At 68.3% G+C, this 16134-nt stretch carries 19 protein-coding genes; 7 read left to right on the top strand and 12 right to left on the bottom strand.

Annotated elements, in window-relative coordinates:
- Positions 1 to 5: 5 nt before the first annotated feature.
- Genes D107_RS0111955 through rpoE form a run of 4 tightly spaced genes read right to left on the bottom strand, consistent with a single transcriptional unit; the run spans position 6 to position 2651 of the window.
- Positions 6 to 494, bottom strand: coding sequence for a SoxR reducing system RseC family protein (locus D107_RS0111955; RefSeq protein ID WP_018878315.1), 489 nt, complete (start codon positions 492 to 494; stop codon positions 6 to 8).
- 18 nt (positions 495 to 512) lie between these two features.
- Complete coding sequence (locus D107_RS0111950; RefSeq protein ID WP_081619385.1) at positions 513 to 1487, bottom strand: MucB/RseB C-terminal domain-containing protein; 975 nt, start codon at positions 1485 to 1487, stop codon at positions 513 to 515.
- Positions 1488 to 1493: 6 nt separating this feature from the next.
- The gene (locus D107_RS0111945) at positions 1494 to 2057 is read right to left on the bottom strand and encodes a sigma-E factor negative regulatory protein (protein WP_018881561.1); all 564 of its coding nucleotides are present in this window, start codon (positions 2055 to 2057) and stop codon (positions 1494 to 1496) included.
- 12 nt (positions 2058 to 2069) lie between these two features.
- Positions 2070 to 2651 carry an RNA polymerase sigma factor RpoE gene (gene rpoE, locus D107_RS0111940; RefSeq protein ID WP_018867218.1) on the bottom strand — a complete coding sequence of 194 codons (582 nt, stop codon included), beginning with the start codon at positions 2649 to 2651 and terminating at the stop codon, positions 2070 to 2072.
- A gap of 144 nt (positions 2652 to 2795) precedes the next feature.
- On the opposite strand from rpoE, the gene nadB reads away from it, so the two are divergent.
- Entirely contained in the window at positions 2796 to 4436 is a 1641-nt protein-coding gene (gene nadB, locus D107_RS0111935; RefSeq protein ID WP_019592816.1) for an L-aspartate oxidase, read from the top strand.
- Positions 4437 to 4642: 206 nt separating this feature from the next.
- Here nadB and D107_RS0111930 read toward each other — a convergent pair whose 3' ends face one another.
- Genes D107_RS0111930 through D107_RS0111920 form a run of 3 tightly spaced genes read right to left on the bottom strand, consistent with a single transcriptional unit; the run spans position 4643 to position 7096 of the window.
- Positions 4643 to 5371 carry a ferredoxin--NADP reductase gene (locus D107_RS0111930; protein ID WP_018867216.1) on the bottom strand — a complete coding sequence of 243 codons (729 nt, stop codon included), beginning with the start codon at positions 5369 to 5371 and terminating at the stop codon, positions 4643 to 4645.
- Positions 5368 to 6300 (bottom strand): nucleoside triphosphate pyrophosphohydrolase, encoded by a 933-nt coding sequence (gene mazG / locus D107_RS0111925; RefSeq protein ID WP_018881560.1) that lies wholly within the window; start codon positions 6298 to 6300, stop codon positions 5368 to 5370. The genes D107_RS0111930 and mazG overlap by 4 nt, the downstream gene beginning before the upstream one ends.
- 43 nt (positions 6301 to 6343) lie before the next feature.
- A complete protein-coding gene (locus D107_RS0111920) occupies positions 6344 to 7096 on the bottom strand; it encodes an MBL fold metallo-hydrolase (protein ID WP_018867214.1) in 753 nt (250 codons plus the stop codon).
- 228 nt (positions 7097 to 7324) lie between these two features.
- On the opposite strand from D107_RS0111920, the gene D107_RS0111915 reads away from it, so the two are divergent.
- The 6 genes from D107_RS0111915 to lipA all read left to right on the top strand — a co-directional run bounded on the left by D107_RS0111915 (position 7325) and on the right by lipA (position 12076).
- Positions 7325 to 7564 (top strand): BolA family protein, encoded by a 240-nt coding sequence (locus tag D107_RS0111915; protein ID WP_018867213.1) that lies wholly within the window; start codon positions 7325 to 7327, stop codon positions 7562 to 7564.
- Positions 7565 to 7582: 18 nt separating this feature from the next.
- Positions 7583 to 7987 (top strand): hypothetical protein, encoded by a 405-nt coding sequence (locus D107_RS0111910; RefSeq protein WP_018877071.1) that lies wholly within the window; start codon positions 7583 to 7585, stop codon positions 7985 to 7987.
- Positions 7984 to 8538 (top strand): hypothetical protein, encoded by a 555-nt coding sequence (locus D107_RS0111905; RefSeq protein WP_018877070.1) that lies wholly within the window; start codon positions 7984 to 7986, stop codon positions 8536 to 8538. Before D107_RS0111910 ends, D107_RS0111905 begins: the two co-directional genes overlap by 4 nt.
- An 87-nt stretch (positions 8539 to 8625) precedes the next feature.
- Positions 8626 to 9837, top strand: coding sequence for an HDOD domain-containing protein (locus tag D107_RS0111900; protein WP_018867210.1), 1212 nt, complete (start codon positions 8626 to 8628; stop codon positions 9835 to 9837).
- A 6-nt stretch (positions 9838 to 9843) separates the two neighbouring features.
- A complete protein-coding gene (locus D107_RS0111895) occupies positions 9844 to 11049 on the top strand; it encodes an HDOD domain-containing protein (protein ID WP_018867209.1) in 1206 nt (401 codons plus the stop codon).
- A 70-nt stretch (positions 11050 to 11119) separates the two neighbouring features.
- On the top strand, positions 11120 to 12076 hold the full coding sequence (gene lipA, locus D107_RS0111890; RefSeq protein WP_018877067.1) for a lipoyl synthase: 957 nt from the start codon (positions 11120 to 11122) through the stop codon (positions 12074 to 12076).
- 308 nt (positions 12077 to 12384) lie between these two features.
- On the opposite strand, the gene D107_RS14205 is transcribed toward lipA, so the two are convergent.
- The 5 genes from D107_RS14205 to D107_RS0111870 form a co-directional block, all read right to left on the bottom strand.
- On the bottom strand, positions 12385 to 12588 hold the full coding sequence (locus D107_RS14205; RefSeq protein ID WP_081619384.1) for a hypothetical protein: 204 nt from the start codon (positions 12586 to 12588) through the stop codon (positions 12385 to 12387).
- Positions 12589 to 12978: 390 nt separating this feature from the next.
- Entirely contained in the window at positions 12979 to 13689 is a 711-nt protein-coding gene (lipB, locus tag D107_RS0111885; RefSeq protein ID WP_018881559.1) for a lipoyl(octanoyl) transferase LipB, read from the bottom strand.
- Complete coding sequence (locus D107_RS0111880; protein ID WP_018877094.1) at positions 13686 to 13952, bottom strand: YbeD family protein; 267 nt, start codon at positions 13950 to 13952, stop codon at positions 13686 to 13688. The genes lipB and D107_RS0111880 overlap by 4 nt, the downstream gene beginning before the upstream one ends.
- Positions 13949 to 14836, bottom strand: a complete 888-nt coding sequence (locus D107_RS0111875; protein ID WP_018881558.1) for a D-amino acid aminotransferase — start codon at positions 14834 to 14836, stop codon at positions 13949 to 13951. The genes D107_RS0111880 and D107_RS0111875 overlap by 4 nt, the downstream gene beginning before the upstream one ends.
- Positions 14837 to 14850: 14 nt before the next feature.
- Entirely contained in the window at positions 14851 to 16110 is a 1260-nt protein-coding gene (locus tag D107_RS0111870; RefSeq protein WP_018881557.1) for a D-alanyl-D-alanine carboxypeptidase family protein, read from the bottom strand.
- Between the last annotated feature and the right edge of the window lie 24 nt (positions 16111 to 16134).

Genomic DNA, 16134 nt, shown 5'->3' with positions numbered 1-16134 from the left:
GACCCTCAGGGTCGCGGCGTGAGCACGGAGCCGGCGGAGCCATGCACCCCCGAGGCCGGATGACGCTCCAGCAGCACCGGCGCCAGATCCGGCGCCCGACGGCGCAGCCAGACGCGTACCGCATACAGGCCCGCGGCAAAGCCCAGGGCGCCGGCGAGCAGGTGTATTCCCTCGCCCAGCCCGGGCGCGACCAGCATCATCAGGCCGGGCGCCGCCACCAGCCCGGCCAGTGGCAGCAGGTACATTGCAAGGGCCCCTGAGACCAGGGCCTGGTCACGGATCCCCAGGGTCACGGTATCCCCGGGCTGCAGCGTTCCAGGATGCCCGACGGTCACCTCCACCGCCTTGCGGCCGAGAACCTCGGAGAGCACCCCGCTGCCGCAGCCCGAACGGGCCGAACAACTGCCGCAGGTCGACTGGCGCTCGATGCGCACGCGCGCCGCATAGCCCTCCACCGACAGCACAATGCCCTGTTCGCGGATCCATTCACTCATGCTGCGCCCCGCGAGGAATCATTCACCGGAGTGGTACACGATCGCATCCAGCACACCCTGAACCGTGGCCCGCGGGACGTCGCCCACCGCGGTTACCTGGTGCCCGGCAATCGAGCGGGCCGCGCCGTGCGTGGCGCCCGCGCGGGTCGTGCCCTCGAACATTCGCTCGCCACTGGTCTTTTCGATATACACCGAAACCGAGGCAAGGCCGTCGCTCAGCACGAAGTGGCGCAGACGGGCCTCGCCATCCCCGACCGGACGTTCGGTCGCGGCGATCGCGGTAAAACCGTCCGGCAGCGCATCGAAGTGCCAGCCGTCCATGCCCGTCTGTGCGTCCCATTCGGGCTTTTTGTGGCCACGATCGGCCCGCACTTCGACCCGCTCCGCGTCTTCCTGCGTGGGCTCGAGAGCACCCTCGGCGACCTCCTCCAGACGCTCGAGACTGGTGAACGCGAGACGTTCCAGCAGATGGCCATGCCCGTCGTACAGCTCGCTCAGCAGCGGGAGCGCGGTTTCCGTATGCAGGCAGTAGCGATGACTGTAGCGCAAGGTATCGCGCGCCCGCGCCAGGATCATGCGGCAGTCGAGACCGGCCACGCGGTCCGCGCCCATGTCCTTCAGTTCATAGTGATCGTGGCGCTCAAGCAGGAACACCGGCGCACCGGCCGGTCCGTGCGGGGGCTCACCCGCCGCCGCCCGGGCACCCTTCAGGGCACTCAGCCGGTCGACCGAACGCAGGATCTCGCGCGGGGCGCCGGTCAGGGTCTCCAGACGTTCACGGTAGCCACCGTTCTCGGCGGCGTGTACCACACGGATGGCGTCCAGCCGATCGTCGCGCTGGAGCACGAAGGTCCCCTGGTAACTCTCCGAGTGCAGGCTGCCGGTCATACGCTGCAACCAGTCGGCGGGGGACGCCTCCCCCGCCAGGACCGGCAAAGGCAGACAACAAAGCGCGGTAGCGGCAACCAGGGCGTACGCGAGGCTGCGGCGCATCACGCGTTACTCGTCACTCACCGAAAAGCGAACACGACCCAGGGCGGTGGACCCCGGCCCCATCAGTTCCGCATGGTTTTCGAGGTATCGGGCAAAGCGCGGATCCAGGCCTTCCGGCTCGGTGGCCGGCGCCTCGGAACCCGTGGTGCTGACCCGCTGGATACCGTCGGCCAGCTGCGCCGGCGTGCCCTCGCTGGCGACCGGCGTCGCCTCCGGCGCACCGGAGTCGGGGCCGATCATCTGCATCCCGACCAGGGTGACCATCGCGACCGCGGCGGCGACGCCAGTACCGGCCACCGGCTTCAGCCAGCGCGGCTGATCCGGCTTGCGCGCGACCGACAGCGGGGCCTCTTCGGCCAGGGCCGCCTGGACGCCGTCCATGAAGCTCGCGGGTGCGGTGCGACGCATCCCCCCGCGCAGACTGTCGCCGATCAGGTGATAGCGTTCCCAGCGGGCCCGATCCTCCTCGGACCGCACCAGTTCGTCCATCAGGCGACGCGTCTCGAAGTCATCCGTTTCTCCGTCCACCAGAGCCGACAGACGTTCGTTCTTGGAGACTTGTTCTTTCATGGCGCTACTCGTTCAGTTGTTGTCTAGCAACGGACGCAAGGTCCGGTCGATGGCCTCGCGGGCCCGGAAGATGCGCGAGCGGACCGTGCCGATCGGGCATCCCATCGTCTGCGCGATCTCCTCGTAACTCAGTCCCTCGATCTCGCGCAGCGTGATGGCCATCCGAAGGTCGTCGGGCAATTCCTCGATGGTGCTACGCACCGCCCCTTCAATCTCTTCGGACAACAGCTCCCCCTCCGGGGTTGCACTGTCCTTCAGGGCGGAGTCACCGCCCATCTGTTCCGCGTCCTGCGCATCGACCTCGGCCTCGGGCCGACGCCGTCCCTGGGAGACAAGGTGGTTCTTGGCCGTGTTGATGGCGATGCGGTAGAGCCACGTATAGAACGCACTCTCGCCGCGAAAGTTCGCCAGCCCCTTGTAGGCCTTGATAAAGGCCTCCTGGGACACATCCAGGGCCGCCGCATGGTCATGGACATAGCGCCCGACCAGGTTGACGATCTTGTGCTGATACTTCAGCACCAGGATGTCGAAAGCCGCCTTGTCGCCGTTCTGAACTCGCTTGACCAGGGCCTCGTCGGAAGCCTTCTCGCTCATGCGGGGACTCCCGCCAGCACACCGGTCTCCGGTAATCTATGGTGCATGGACCGCCTGACTCGCATTAAGTTCGCTTTGCGCACAACACTGTTGCGCAAGGGCCACATTTTGCTCTGGCAACAAGCGCAGCACGTTACCTGACCCATGGGGACAGTACAACAACCGCGCCTGGCGGACGTCCTCGTGATCGGAAGCGGCGCGGCGGGGCTCTCCGCGGCCCTGCACCTGGCCCCGCATCGACGCGTCACCGTGATCAGCAAGGGTCCGGTCGACGAGGGTTCCACCCGCTATGCCCAGGGCGGCATCTCCGCAGTACTCGACCGCACCGACTCCTTCGACGCCCATATCCAGGACACCCTGGACGCCGGTGCCGGCCTGTGCGACCCGGACGCCGTGCGCCGCACCGTGGCGGCCGGCCCTGAGGCCATCCACTGGCTGCTCAACCTGGGCGTGCCGTTCACCCGGGAACCCCTGGAAGGCCGCAGCCGCCTGCACCTCACCCGCGAGGGCGGGCACAGCGCGCGCCGCGTGGCACACGCCGCCGATGCCACCGGCCGCGCGATCGAGGAGGCACTGGTGCGCAACGCCTCGGGCCAGGGCAGCATCGAGGTCTTCGAACGCCATGTGGCGGTGGACCTGATCACCCAGCCGGTGGATGGCAGCCGCCGCGTGATCGGCGCCTACGTGCAGGACGCGAAGACCCGCGAGGTGGAGACCCTGCTGGCGCCGACCGTGATCCTGGCCACCGGCGGGGCCAGCAAGGTCTATCTGTACAGCTCCAACCCGGACGGCGCGACCGGCGACGGCATCGCCATGGCCTGGCGCGCCGGCTGTCGCATCGCGAACATGGAGTTCATGCAGTTCCACCCGACCTGCCTGTTCCACCCGAAGGCGAAGTCGTTCCTGATCTCCGAGGCGGTGCGCGGCGAGGGCGGGGTGCTGCTCCTGCCCGACGGCGAGCGCTTCATGCCGCGCTTCGACGAGCGCGCGGAACTGGCCCCGCGGGATATCGTCGCCCGCGCGGTCGATCACGAGATGAAACGCCTCGGCATCGACCACGTGAACCTCGACATCAGCCACAAGCCGGCCGAGTTCATTCGCGAGCATTTCCCCACGATCTACGAGCGCTGCCTGGAATTCGGCTTCGACATGACCCGGGAATCGCTGCCGGTTGTCCCGGCTGCCCACTACACCTGTGGCGGCGTGATGGTGAACCACTTCGGTCAGACCGACCTGCCCGGGCTGTACGCCGCCGGCGAGGTGTCCTACACGGGGCTGCACGGGGCCAACCGCATGGCCAGCAACTCGCTGCTGGAGTGCCTGGTCTACGCCCGTGCCGCGGCCGATCACATCCTGTCGCAGACCGATCTGCCCGCCCCCGAGCAGCTCCCGGTCCCACCGGCCTGGGACGAGTCCCGGGTCACCGAGTCACAGGAAGAGGTGGTGGTGGCCCACGACTGGGACGAACTGCGCCGCCTGATGTGGGACTACGTGGGCATCGTGCGCGCCCGCGAACGGCTGCACCGCGCCGAGCGGCGCATCCGCATCCTGCAGGAGGAGATCCACGAGTACTACAGCCACTTCCGCATCTCCCCGGACCTGCTGGAGCTGCGCAACCTGGCCATGGTCGCCGAGATCATCGTGAAGAGCGCGCTGTCGCGCCAGGAGAGCCGCGGCCTGCACTATATCCGCGACTACCCCGACACCGATCCGGCACTGGACGGACAGCCCACGATCCTCGCCCCCGACAACGCCCTGCGCCCGCGCGACACCCGCCGCCCGTAAGCCACCCCGTCATTGCGAGGCGCCACAGGCGACGTGGCAATCGATGTGCTCAGCCACCTGATCCCGGCGCACTGCCAGCGTTGGGAGATTACTCGCTCCGCTCGCCCTTCGGGCCGGCCTGCGGCCGTTCAACGCAGCTTCGCTGCTTTTGTGCTTCGTCGCCTGCGGCGACTCGCAATGACCAATTCAGACCGCCGCCTGGCTCACTACCACCACTTCTCGTATTTCAGCTGGGCCTCGGGGATGCCCCATTCCGCCAGCAGGGTGGCCATGTCCTCGATGAACTCGCGCGACCCGCAGAAATAGAACAGCGCATCGCGCGGCAGGTCCAGCGACTCCAGCAACGCATGACTGATGCGGCCGGTATGCCCCAGCCAGTCCTCCGCCTCGCGCGTGACCGTCAGGCTGACGTCGATGTTCGGTGCCGCGGCCATCGCCTCCAGCTCCTGCGGGAACAGCACCTCGTCCTGGTGGGCCACGCTGTAGACCAGGTGGGCATAGACGTCCGGCATCCCGGCATGGATCGCGCGCAGGATGCCGAACAGGGGCGTGACCCCGATGCCCGCCCCCAGCAGCACCACGTTCTGCGCCATGCCGGGCTCGAAGAAGAAGCTGCCCTGCCCCGGCGTGATGTACACCGTGTCGCCCTCGCCGGCCTCCGTGTGCAGGTAATGGGTGGCCGCATGATGGTCCGCGTACTTGATGGCCAGCTGCAGCCGCCCGTCGGCGCGCGGCGCGGAGACCACCGAGTACCCCCCGACGAAGGGCTTGCCCTCCGCCTGCGGGATCACCAGGTCCAGCCACTGGCCGGCCTTGCTGGAAAACCGCTGCGGGTCCGCCGCCAGGGTGAATACCTTGATCAGCGGGGTGACCTGCTCGATGGTCTCGATCCGGGCGGGCAGAAAGTGGTCGGGCAGCTCAACGGCTTCGGTCATGTCGGGTCCTTGGTATCGAATGTGTCCCGGGTCGCGCGTTCAAGACGCCGCGCCTCCTGGTAAAGGGTCTCCTGGCGGTCGAAATCGAGTCCGGCCAGGGTCTCGCCGCTGGCCGCGGCCAGCGCCTCCATCTGGCGGAAACGGGCCTCGAACTTGCGCGTGCTGCCGCGCAGCGCGCCCTCCGGGTCCACCCCCAGATGCCGCGCCCAGTTGCTGACCGCGAACAGCACGTCGCCGACCTCCTCGGCGATGCGCGCCGGCGGCTCGCCCTGGTCCACCGCCGCCTGCACCTCGGCCAGCTCCTCGTGAATCTTGGCGACCACCGGGGCCGGATCGTCCCAGTCGAAACCCAGGCGCGCGGCACGGCGCTGACTCTTCACCGCGCGCGACAGGGCCGGCAACGCCAGCGGGATATCGTCCATCGCGCTGGTCTGGGCGCGCGCCGCACGCTCGCGCGCCTTGTCCGCCTCCCAGGCGGCCTCGCGCTCGGCATCCGAGCCGTGCTCGGCATCGGCGAACACGTGCGGATGCCGGCGCACCAGCTTGTCGCCAATCGCGCGGGCGACATCATCCAGATCGAAGCGACCGGCCTCCTCGGCGATACGCGCCTGGAAGACCACCTGGAACAGCAGGTCCCCCAGCTCGTCACGCAGCTCCCGGGTCTCCGCATCCGCGCCCTGGTCGCGGGCGACCACGTCGGCCAGCTCATAGGCCTCTTCCAGGGTGAACGGGACGATACTGCCCGCAGTCTGCGCCCGGTCCCAGGCACAACCGGCCCCGGGATCGCGCAACCGCGCCATGATCGCGCGCAGACGTTCCAGCGGGTTCGGCGACGCGAGCGAGCCCGGCGCGTCAGCGGGTGTGTGGTCGGTCATCGCGGGAGTGTACGGGGTCCGGCAGGCGGTAAAAACCGCCCACCGGATGAACATTCGGAACCGGTGGCTCCTGGCGGGGCCACCGGAAGGGATCGGACTAACCCTGCTGATCGGTCTCGCAGAGGCGCTTCTTCTCGTCCGGCAGGTTGTCCGGACAGATGCCGCAGCCCTCGTTGCCGGGCAGCGCCCAGTCGATCTTCTTCGGGTACGGCAGGTCCATCTCGTCCATGATCTTCACGAACTCGGCCTCCGGCTTGCCCTTGCCCAGGCGCGGGTTGCGCATCTTCTCCTGACCAATGGTGGTGATCTGGCGCTCCTCGTAGTCGTGCGCGGGGTACACCAGGGTCTCGTCCGGCAGGGTGAAGAACTTGTCCTGGATCGAGTGGTACAGGGTCTTGGCATCCCCCGACTGAAAGTCCGTGCGGCCGCAGGCTTCGATCAGCAGGGCATCACCGGAGAACAGCATCTTCAGGCCGACGTGATCCATCAGATAGGCATGGTGCGCATCCGTGTGACCCGGGGTGTACAGCGGGTTGATCACCAGGTTGCCCACCTGGAAGGGCTCACCCTCGCGCAGGCCGAAATCCCGGCAGGGCAGTTCGTCCATCGCCGGACCGCCCAGCTTGCAGCCGGTCTTCTCGCGCAGCATCCGCGCACCGGTGATGTGATCGGCATGGATATGGGTCTCGATCACGTAGTCGAGACTCAGGCCCATCTCCTGCAGCACGCGCAGATCGCGGTCGACGGTCTCGATGACCGGGTCGATCAGGGCCGTCTTCCCGGTATCCGGGCAGCTGAGCAGATAGGTATAGGTGGACGACTCGTCCTCGAACAGTTGCTTGAAGATCATGGTCTTTGCCTCCGTGGCCCGGCGGGCCGGTCGATGATGGCCTGATGCTAGCGAGCCGGTTCGGGTCGGACCAAACCACCCCGACTTTCCATGCAGGTGTTCCGATGGGAACCCCACTCCGGGTTGGAGTTCCCCGTGTGGGGGCACTTCATGTCGGGCCAGACGCCCGGCTATCATCCGCGGCTGACATTCGCACTCATCACACGCACGCACGCAAGGGGACTCATCATGGAAGCCAGCCAAGTGGCCGAACTCATCCGCGCCGGCCTGCCGGAGGCCCAGAAGGTCGAGGTCACCGGGGGCGAGGGCAAATTCGAGGCCCTGGTCGTCAGCCCGCAGTTCGCCGGCATGAACGCGGTCAAGAAGCACCAGACCGTCTACGCCACCGTGCGCGATCAGATCGACTCCGGCGAGGTGCACGCGCTGTCCATCCGCGCCTTCACGCCGGAGGACGCACCGGACGCCTGAGGCGTACCGCATCCGCCCATGCTGTCACCCAAGGGCCGCGAGGAGATCGAGCGCCTGCTGGAAGGCGGACTGGTCCAGGACTGGGGCGAGGCGGAGACCACGCTGCGCAACGTCACGCGCATGCTGCTGACCACCCGCCCCGACCTGCTGCGCCTGTACTTCACCCCCGAGGCCTGGGAGCAGATCACCACCTGGCCACAGAAGAAGGCCGCCAACGCGATCATCGCGGCCCTGCGCACCGGGGTAGTCGACACCCTGGGACGCCCGGCCATCGTCAACCGCGAACAGGCCCGGTTCTACCTGCTGTGCTTTCAGGATGACCTCGCCGAGCGCGTCGACGCCTGGTGCCGCGAGCATCCCGAGGAGTGCCCCCGGCGCAGCCGCAAGCACAGCAGCGCCCTGCCCGGTCGGCCAGACGCATGAGCCCCTCCGCGATCCAGACCTGCGGCGACCCCGGCCTGCGGGAGGCCCTCGCGGACCTGCTGGCGCGCTACGGCCTGCGTCTGGTGACACATCCGGCCCGGGCCCCGCTGCCCGGCACCTGGTGGGGCGAACCCGAGGCCGGGATTATCGGCCTGGAGGTCCACGTGCGCCCCGACACCCCGATCCACTCGGCCCTGCACGAGGCCGGACACGTGATCTGCATGGACGCCACGCGGCGTGCCACCCTGCACACCAATGCCGGCGGCGACGACCTCGAGGAATGCGGTGTCTGCTACCTGCAGATCCTGCTGGCTGACGAGCTGCCCGGCGTCGGCCGCGAGCGGCTGATGCGGGACATGGACACCTGGGGCTACAGCTTCCGCCTGGGCAGCACCGCCGCATGGTTTTGCGAGGATGCCGCCGACGCGCGCCGCTTCCTGCAATCCCACGACCTGATCGACCACGACGACCGGCCGCGCTTCGCCTGCCGCGGGGCCGCGGCGGCGGTTCCTGTGGCGGGATCGGATGCTACACTGGCGTCCATTGACTAGATCGCGCACGCGCGCCCGCCCCGCTGCCCTTCCTGCGGCGTCGCGACGCGGGAATGGATTGGCACAGCACGGACCGGGAACCGCCCCATGGATAGCACCAGCATCGACACCCTGCTTCAGGACCTGGACCTCACCTCCGGCCTGTCGGACCAGGCCCGCAGCGAACTCGCCTCGGCCTGCCTGGCACGGGAGCTGGACGCCGGTCGGCGCCTGCGCCCGCAGGAGGTCGAGGACCGCTACCTGTTCCTGGTAAGCGGCCAGCTGGTCCGCGTCAGCGGCGGCAGCCCGGCGCGTATCACCCTGGATGCGGCCGACCCCGACAGCCCGCTGCAGATGTTCGACCAGAACATCGGCCAGCAGGACTTCCTGATCACCGAGAAGACCTGCCAGATGCTGGAGATCCCGACCGCGGCCCTCGAAAAGGCCCACAGCGCTTCGCTGGTCGTGCATGACACCGACCTGGACGATACCGAAGGCGCTTTCTTCGGCGAGCTCTACGACCTGATCACCAGCAACCGGCTGGAGTTGCCGACCATGCCGGAGATCGCGCTGCGTATTCAGGAACTGACCAACGACCCGGACGCCGACCTCGACAAGCTGACCGAGGTCATCCAGCGTGACGGCACCATCGCCGGGGCGTTGCTGCACGCGACCAACAGCCCGCTGTTCCGCGCCGCCAAACAGATCCAGTCCGTGCGGGACGCGGTCAATCGCCTCGGTTTTCGCAACACCCGCATGCTGGCGATGAACATGGCGCTGCGCCAGGCGTTCAAGGCCAAGCACGCTTCCACCCGCGACGCCATGGAAGCCAGCTGGAAGCATGGCGCCCTGCAATCCGCCTACAGCTACCTGATCGCGGACTCGCTCAAGCTGCTGGACCGCGAACGCGCCCTGCTGGCCGGGCTGGTCGCCGGGATCGGCGCGGTCCCGATCATCCAGTTCGTGGAACTGCGCGAGGACCACCCCGACACCGAGCGCGTGCAGTCGCTGGTCCGGCGCCTGCGCAACCTCGCCGGTGTCCTGGTGATCAACTACTGGGACCTCGGGGGCGATCTGGTCACGGTCGCGGAGCATGCCGGGGACTGGGGCTATCGCGCCGGCGAACCGGATTACGCCAGCATCGCGCTGGTCGCGGAATGGGCCGCCCGACGCGCCGAGGGCGAGACCGTGCCCGATGCGGCCGAGGTCGCCGCCTTCGGCGTCCTCGGGATCGAGCCGCCGGCGCCGGGGGAACCGATCGCGTTCCTCGAGGAACGCGCCGAGGACCTGGCCGAACTCCGCGCGATGTTCAACGTCTGAACCCCCGTGATCGAAAAACGCCTTCCACAGCTGCGCCCGTTCGCCGAACTGAGCGAGCGCGCCCGCGACAAGCTGTTGCAGCATGCCCGCACCATGACGGTGGATCCGGGGTTCAAGCTGCATGCGCGCGACGAATTCCGCAGCATGATCTTCCTGCTGGAGGGGCGGATGATCCTGGCCAGCGGGCGCAACTCGGTCATGCTCAACGGGGACTCCAGCGAGGCCCTCAACCCGCTGTTCGAACCCCACGACTATCACAGCCATGCGATCGCCGCGACCCGCGCCACCCTGGCGATGCTGGACCGCAAGGTCTACGAGACCCTGGTCGACGGCGGCGGGCAGGACAGCGTCGAGGTCAGCGAGATCGAGCTGTCCGACCTCGAGGGCGAGCTGTTCGGCAGCATCTACACGCATGCCTACTCGGGCGAGCTGGCCCTGCCCCAGCTCCCCGAGGTGGCGCTGCACCTGCAGCAGGCCCTGAAAGATCCGGACGTCTCCATTGCCGAGGCCACCCGCATCATCGAGGAAGATCCGAGCGTGGCGGGGCGCCTGTTGAGCGTGGCCAACAGCCCGGCCATGGGCAGCCGCCGCGAGGTGTCACGCCTGCAGGATGCCGTGGCCCGGCTGGGGCTCGAACGCACCCGCCAACTGGTGATGGCCCTGGCCATGCACCAGGTCTTCATCCATCGCGACAGCCCCTACCACGACCTCCTCGAACGCCTGTGGCGCCGCTCCGCGCGCATCGCGGCCATCAGCTGCGTGCTCGCCGACCAGTGCGAGGCAGTCGATCCGCAGACCGCCCTGCTGGCGGGTCTGCTGCACCGGGTGGGCGCCCTTCCAGTGATCGCCGAGGTCGCCCGCACCCACCCTGACCGAACGCCGGAAGAGGTCGAACGGGTGTTGTTTCGTCTCGAAGGCCTGATCGGCGAACTGGTTGCCCAGCAATGGGATCTGTCATCCGATATCATTGACGCCATTCGCGATTCCGGCGGCCCGGAGAACCCCGAGGCCCCTGTCCTGACGGACATCGTGCGGATCGCACGCGCCGCGTGCCCGCGAGATGCCGAGGACGACCCGCTTGCCGACCGCATCCCGCTCGCCGATCTGCGGGCCGTGGAACGGCTCGGCTTCATCCTCGACGAGGATGGCAGCCTGCCCGCGATCGAGACCGCGCGGCAGGAGGTCGAGGAACTGATTCGTCAGGTTGCCTGACCCGGTACCGCCCAGTCGCCCCACGTCGGCCGCCCACACACCGGCCGCCCGAGAGATTCAGGGAAGGTCCATGGACACACGCACCCGCCCCCAGCCCGGAGAAAAACAGCGCGCCGCCGACAAAGTCGCGCGCATCCCGGTCAAGATCAATCCCACCGAGCGCCCGCAGCGCAAGCCCAAGTGGATTCGTGCCCAGAGTCAGGCCCGCCCCGAGGTGCAGCGCATCAAGGGCATCCTGCGCGAACAGAAGCTGCACACCGTCTGCGAAGAGGCCAGTTGCCCCAACCTGGGCGAATGCTTCGCCCACGGCACCGCCACCTTCATGATCATGGGCGACATCTGCACCCGTCGCTGCCCGTTCTGCGATGTGGCCCACGGCCGCCCGGAGGCACTGGATGCCGACGAGCCGCGCCATCTGGCCGAGACCATCCAGGCGCTGGGCCTCAACTACGTGGTCATCACCTCGGTGGACCGCGACGACCTGCGCGACGGCGGGGCCGGGCACTTCGTGGACTGCATCCGCGAGGTGCGCAGCCTGAACCCGAACACCCGGATCGAGATCCTGGTGCCGGACTTCCGCGGGCGCATGGACCGCGCGCTGGAGATCATGCACCAGGCCCCGCCGGACGTCTTCAACCACAACCTGGAGACCGTTCCGCGCCTGTACCGCGAGGCGCGCCCCGGCGCCGACTATGCCTGGTCGCTGGACCTGCTCCGGCAGTTCCGCGAGCAGCACCCCGGCGTGCCGACCAAGTCCGGCCTGATGCTGGGGCTGGGCGAGACCCGCGAGGAGTTGCTGGAGGTCCTGCAGGACCTGCGCGAGCATGGCTGCGACATGCTGACCCTGGGCCAGTACCTGCAGCCGTCGCGCCACCATCTGCCGGTGACGCGCTTCCTGTCGCCGGAGGAGTTCGACGAGCTGGGCGAACGTGCCCGCGAGATGGGCTTCAAGCAGGTGGCCAGCGGCCCGATGGTCCGCTCGTCCTACCACGCCGACCTCCAGGCCCAGGGCCTCGAAACCGCCTGACCCGCCCTGCCGTTTCCAGCCTCTGGGCCATCATCCCGTGCCCCGAGGCTGGCGCTGGCGCTTCGAGCCCCGGTGATTGCGATGGCTTCGTCCGGCCGCCTGCCATGATGTGGCTGGGCCTGGTTCGTCCTCCGGTGTTTACGTGCCTTCGGTCCACGTACTGCCGAGCGCTGACTCGCCAGCGCGCCGCGAGGTCCTTTCTTGCTTGCCCAAGAAAGGACCCAAAGAAGGGCACCCGGATTTCGCCCGGGAACCTTGCTCCAGGGCCCTCGGGCCGGCGGCGCTGAACTCGCTACGCTGCGCTTCGCTCAGACATCCAGCGCCTTCTTCCGGCCCGAGGACCCTTCCGCAAGGGGCTCCATACGGGAGGGGAAGGTCAAAACAGAAGGCATCCCAACGCCACGACACGACAACGGCCCTGCCGCCTGAACCCCCCGGCGCCCGCTCGCGGGCGCGGCACGCAACGGCCAAAGGCCGAGCGTGCCCAAGATGTCCGAAAGCCTAGCAATTATCCATTAACTATATCGCTGGGATAGCCGTTGTTTGGACCTGCCTCCCCGTTGTCGTCGCGCCGAGTGGAGAGGGTTTTCGCGGGAGAAAAGGCGCTGGATGTCTGAGCGGAGCCGCAGGCGCAGCGAGTTCAGCGCCGCCCGCGAAAAGCCTCGGAGCGAGGGAAACCCCGGCCCGCACAGCGGGCCGGGGTCGCGGCAGTCGGGCGTGTTTCTTGGTGACTTCTTTGCACGAGCAAAGAAGGACCTCGCGGCGGGCTGGCGAGTCAGCGCACGGCAGTACGTGGACCGGAGGCACCGTAAACACCAGAGGACGAACCAGGCCCAGCCACATCTTGGCAGGCGGCCGGACAGCGCCACCGAAAACACTCGAGGTCGAACCAGGGGGAAGCCTCAGGGCGCGGGACAACGTCCCAGCGCAAGCACGCGGACCAACTCGGGCGGCAACGCTGGTTCATGCCGCATGCGCGCAACCTCAGCGGGAAACAGCTGCGCGGCGAGGTGGGCAAGCAACTGCTCCCGGACCCGGTTGCCGTCCAGCGGACCGAGCAGCTGCTGCATGGAGGTCGCCGCTAGCCCCGGATAGCCACAGGGATTCATGCGCTGGAACGGCGCCAGATCCGGGGCGACGTTCAGGGCCAGCCCATGGATGCTGCGCCCGTGCCGGATACGCAAACCCAGCGCCGCAATCTTGGCCCCATCGACATACACCCCCGGCGCCTTGTCTCGACGCTGCGCAAGGATCCCCCATTGCGCCAGCGTGTCGATCACCGCCTGCTCCAGACCCGCAACCAGACGCCGAACCCCGATCCCCAGTCGCGGCAGATCCACCAGCGTGTAGACGACCAGTTGTCCGGGGCCGTGCCAGGTCACCTGCCCCCCGCGATCGATCGCCACCACCGGCGTCGCGCCGGGGTCCAGCAGGTGCTCGCGGCGGCCATTGCGGCCCTGGGTAAAGACGGGCGGATGCTCGACGCACCAGAACGCATCCAGCCGGGCTGCATCGCGTTCCCGCGCCTGGAGCTGCATCGCCTGCCAGACCGGGACGTAGGGCTGCATACCCAGCAGGCGGACCACCGGCCCGGGCGGGAGCACGTCGGTCACAGGATCATGCGCACCCGGTCGCAACGACCCAGGGAACGGTAGAAGGCGTCCAGCTGTTCCTGGCTGGTCGCGGTAAAGGTGATGGTGATGCCGACGAAGCGGCCGGCGCGCGAGGCGCGCTGCTCGATCACTGCGTCCCCGGCATCCAGATGCTCAGCGACACAGCCCTCGACTGCCTCCATCAGCTCCGGGTGGGCGTCTCCCATCACCTTCACCGGGAATCGGCAGGGAAACTCGATCAGGGTCTCGCGGTCGTCGCTCATGCGGCACCTCCGGACTGCAGGGGTTCGCTCACCGGCGCCCCGGGCTTGGCCGCCTGGTAGGCGGCGTGCACGGCCTGCCAGACCGGTCCGGGGCGCCCCGTGCCCACGGTGCGATCATCCAGCCGCGTAACCGGCAGGATCTCGCGGGTCGAGCTGGTGAGCCAAATCTCCCCGGCCCGGGCCAGCTCGTCGGCGCTGACCCCGCGCTCCTCCACCGGGTAGCCCAGCTCGCGCGCCAGGTCGAGCACCCGCGAGCGGGTGACCCCCGGCAGTACCGAGGCATCCAGCGGCGGGGTGATCACCCGCCCGTCCAGGACCACGATGACATTGCTGGCCGCGCCTTCGGTCAACTGCCCGTCCCGCAACAACACGGCCTCGACGGCACCCCGCTCGGTCGCATCCTGGCGGTTCAGCACATTGGCCAGCAGGGTGGTGGCCTTGATATCGCAGTGGCCCCAGCGGCGGTCCTCGGCCGTCACAGCGGCCACGCCGTCCACGCGGATGGTCTCCGGGAGGGGCCGGATCGGACTGACCATCGCCAGGACGGTGGGTTGCGCATCCACCGGGAAGGCATGGTCGCGCGGGGCCACGCCACGGGTCACCTGAAGGTAGACCCCGAGATCGGGCGTCGCAGGGTCGGCATTGCGCGCCAGCAAGTCCGTCAGAAGCGCACGCCACCCCTCGCGGTCAAACGGGTTGCGGATGCGGATCGCCGCCAGGGATCGCGCCAGGCGCTCCAGGTGCTCGGAGAGCAGGAAGAATTCGCCGGAGTAGCTGGGGATCACCTCGTATACCGAGTCTCCAAACAGGAAGCCCCGGTCCAGCGGCGAGATCCGCACCTGGTCCAGCGGCAGGTAGTCCCCGTTGTAATAGGCAATGCTCACGGGCGAAACACGGCTCAGAATGGCCAGGCCGACTGAATGCCCAGGGCCGCACCATCCCACAGGCGGCGGATCAGACCGCCCTGTTCCACCGGCTGCAACGCAACCAGCGGCTGGGTGCGGAGCACCTCGCCGTTCAGACGCACCACGACTTCGCCCACCGGATCGCCCGCGGCCAGCGGGGCCTCCAGCGGCTGGTTGACCTCCATCGAGGCGTCCAGATCGTCCTCGCGCCCCGGCGGGACCATGACCCAGAAGTCCTCCGCCAGGCCCACGGCCACTTCGGTCTGCGCCCCGCGATAGACCCGCGGGGTCCCCAGTTCGTGCCCGCCCTCGAACAGCTTGCGGGTCGCGGTGAAGCGCATCCCCCAGTTCACCAGCGCCTGGGACTCGTTGGCGCGGCGAGTACCGCCCTGCTGATGATCCGACGCCTCGATCCCCATGACCACGGCCACCAACCGGCGGTCGTTACGCTTGGCGGACGAAACCAGGTTGTAGCCCGCGTTCGAGGTCCAGCCGGTCTTCAGGCCGTCGAATCCGGCATCGCGCCACAGCAGCATATTGCGGTTGCTCTGCGAGATGTCGTTGTACTCGAAGGAACGTTCGCTGTAGTAGCCGTAGAGATCCGGGAAGTCGCGGATCAGCGCCCGGGCGAGCAATGCCATGTCCTGGGCGGTGGTGTACTGCGACTCGTCGGAGGGCAGTCCGTGCGGGTTGGCGAAGTAGGACTGGCGCATCCCCAGCTCGCGCGCCTGGGCGTTCATCATGTCGACAAACGCCCCCTCCGAACCGGCAACATGCTCGGCCAGCGCGGTGGAGGCATCGTTGCCGGACTGGATGATCATCCCGCGCAGCAGATCCTCGACCGCAACCTCCTCGCCGACCTCGATGAACATGCGCGATGCCCCGCGCATACCGGTCCGCCAGGCACGCTCGCTGACCGTAACCTGGTCGTCCAGCGCCATGCGGCCATCGGTGATTTCGCCAAACACCACGTAGGCCGTCATCAGCTTGGTCAGGCTGGCCGGCTCGCGCTCCACCAGCGGATCGCGGCTGGCGAGCATCAGGCCGGAGTCGAAGTCCATCAGCGCATAGCTCGCCGCCGTCACGTCCGAGGGCGGCCGCGGGATGCCGCCGGGCACGTTCGCGCCCGACCCGGCCACGGGCAGCTCCGACTCCTGCGCCTGCGCTGGAACCAGCGCCAGCAGGAGCGCCAGGATGACCGGCAGGCAGGCCGCCAACAGCGGCAGAAACGGGGTGCGGACGGACGAATTCATGATTGCGAAGGGCCTCCTGAAGGA

The organism is Thioalkalivibrio sp. ALE30, assembly GCF_000377465.1.
GTDB lineage: Bacteria > Pseudomonadota > Gammaproteobacteria > Ectothiorhodospirales > Ectothiorhodospiraceae > Thioalkalivibrio.
The sequence above is the reverse complement of the archived record's forward strand: the minus strand, read 5'-3'. Positions and strand labels throughout refer to the sequence as shown.

Excerpts from the sequence above, each read along its gene's own strand:
- D107_RS0111905 (WP_018877070.1), top strand. The coding sequence starts at position 7,984 with ATGAGCCCCTCCGCGATCCAGACCTGCGGCGACCCCGGCCTGCGGGAG.
- D107_RS0111915 (WP_018867213.1), top strand. The coding sequence starts at position 7,325 with ATGGAAGCCAGCCAAGTGGCCGAACTCATCCGCGCCGGCCTGCCGGAG.
- D107_RS0111880 (WP_018877094.1), bottom strand. The coding sequence starts at position 13,952 with ATGAGCGACGACCGCGAGACCCTGATCGAGTTTCCCTGCCGATTCCCG.
- D107_RS0111910 (WP_018877071.1), top strand. The coding sequence starts at position 7,583 with ATGCTGTCACCCAAGGGCCGCGAGGAGATCGAGCGCCTGCTGGAAGGC.
- D107_RS0111930 (WP_018867216.1), bottom strand. The coding sequence starts at position 5,371 with ATGACCGAAGCCGTTGAGCTGCCCGACCACTTTCTGCCCGCCCGGATC.
- lipA (WP_018877067.1), top strand. The coding sequence starts at position 11,120 with ATGGACACACGCACCCGCCCCCAGCCCGGAGAAAAACAGCGCGCCGCC.
- mazG (WP_018881560.1), bottom strand. The coding sequence starts at position 6,300 with ATGTTCATCCGGTGGGCGGTTTTTACCGCCTGCCGGACCCCGTACACT.
- D107_RS0111950 (WP_081619385.1), bottom strand. The coding sequence starts at position 1,487 with ATGCGCCGCAGCCTCGCGTACGCCCTGGTTGCCGCTACCGCGCTTTGT.
- rpoE (WP_018867218.1), bottom strand. The coding sequence starts at position 2,651 with ATGAGCGAGAAGGCTTCCGACGAGGCCCTGGTCAAGCGAGTTCAGAAC.
- nadB (WP_019592816.1), top strand. The coding sequence starts at position 2,796 with ATGGGGACAGTACAACAACCGCGCCTGGCGGACGTCCTCGTGATCGGA.
- D107_RS0111920 (WP_018867214.1), bottom strand. The coding sequence starts at position 7,096 with ATGATCTTCAAGCAACTGTTCGAGGACGAGTCGTCCACCTATACCTAT.
- D107_RS0111900 (WP_018867210.1), top strand. The coding sequence starts at position 8,626 with ATGGATAGCACCAGCATCGACACCCTGCTTCAGGACCTGGACCTCACC.
- D107_RS0111955 (WP_018878315.1), bottom strand. The coding sequence starts at position 494 with ATGAGTGAATGGATCCGCGAACAGGGCATTGTGCTGTCGGTGGAGGGC.
- D107_RS0111945 (WP_018881561.1), bottom strand. The coding sequence starts at position 2,057 with ATGAAAGAACAAGTCTCCAAGAACGAACGTCTGTCGGCTCTGGTGGAC.
- D107_RS0111870 (WP_018881557.1), bottom strand. The coding sequence starts at position 16,110 with ATGAATTCGTCCGTCCGCACCCCGTTTCTGCCGCTGTTGGCGGCCTGC.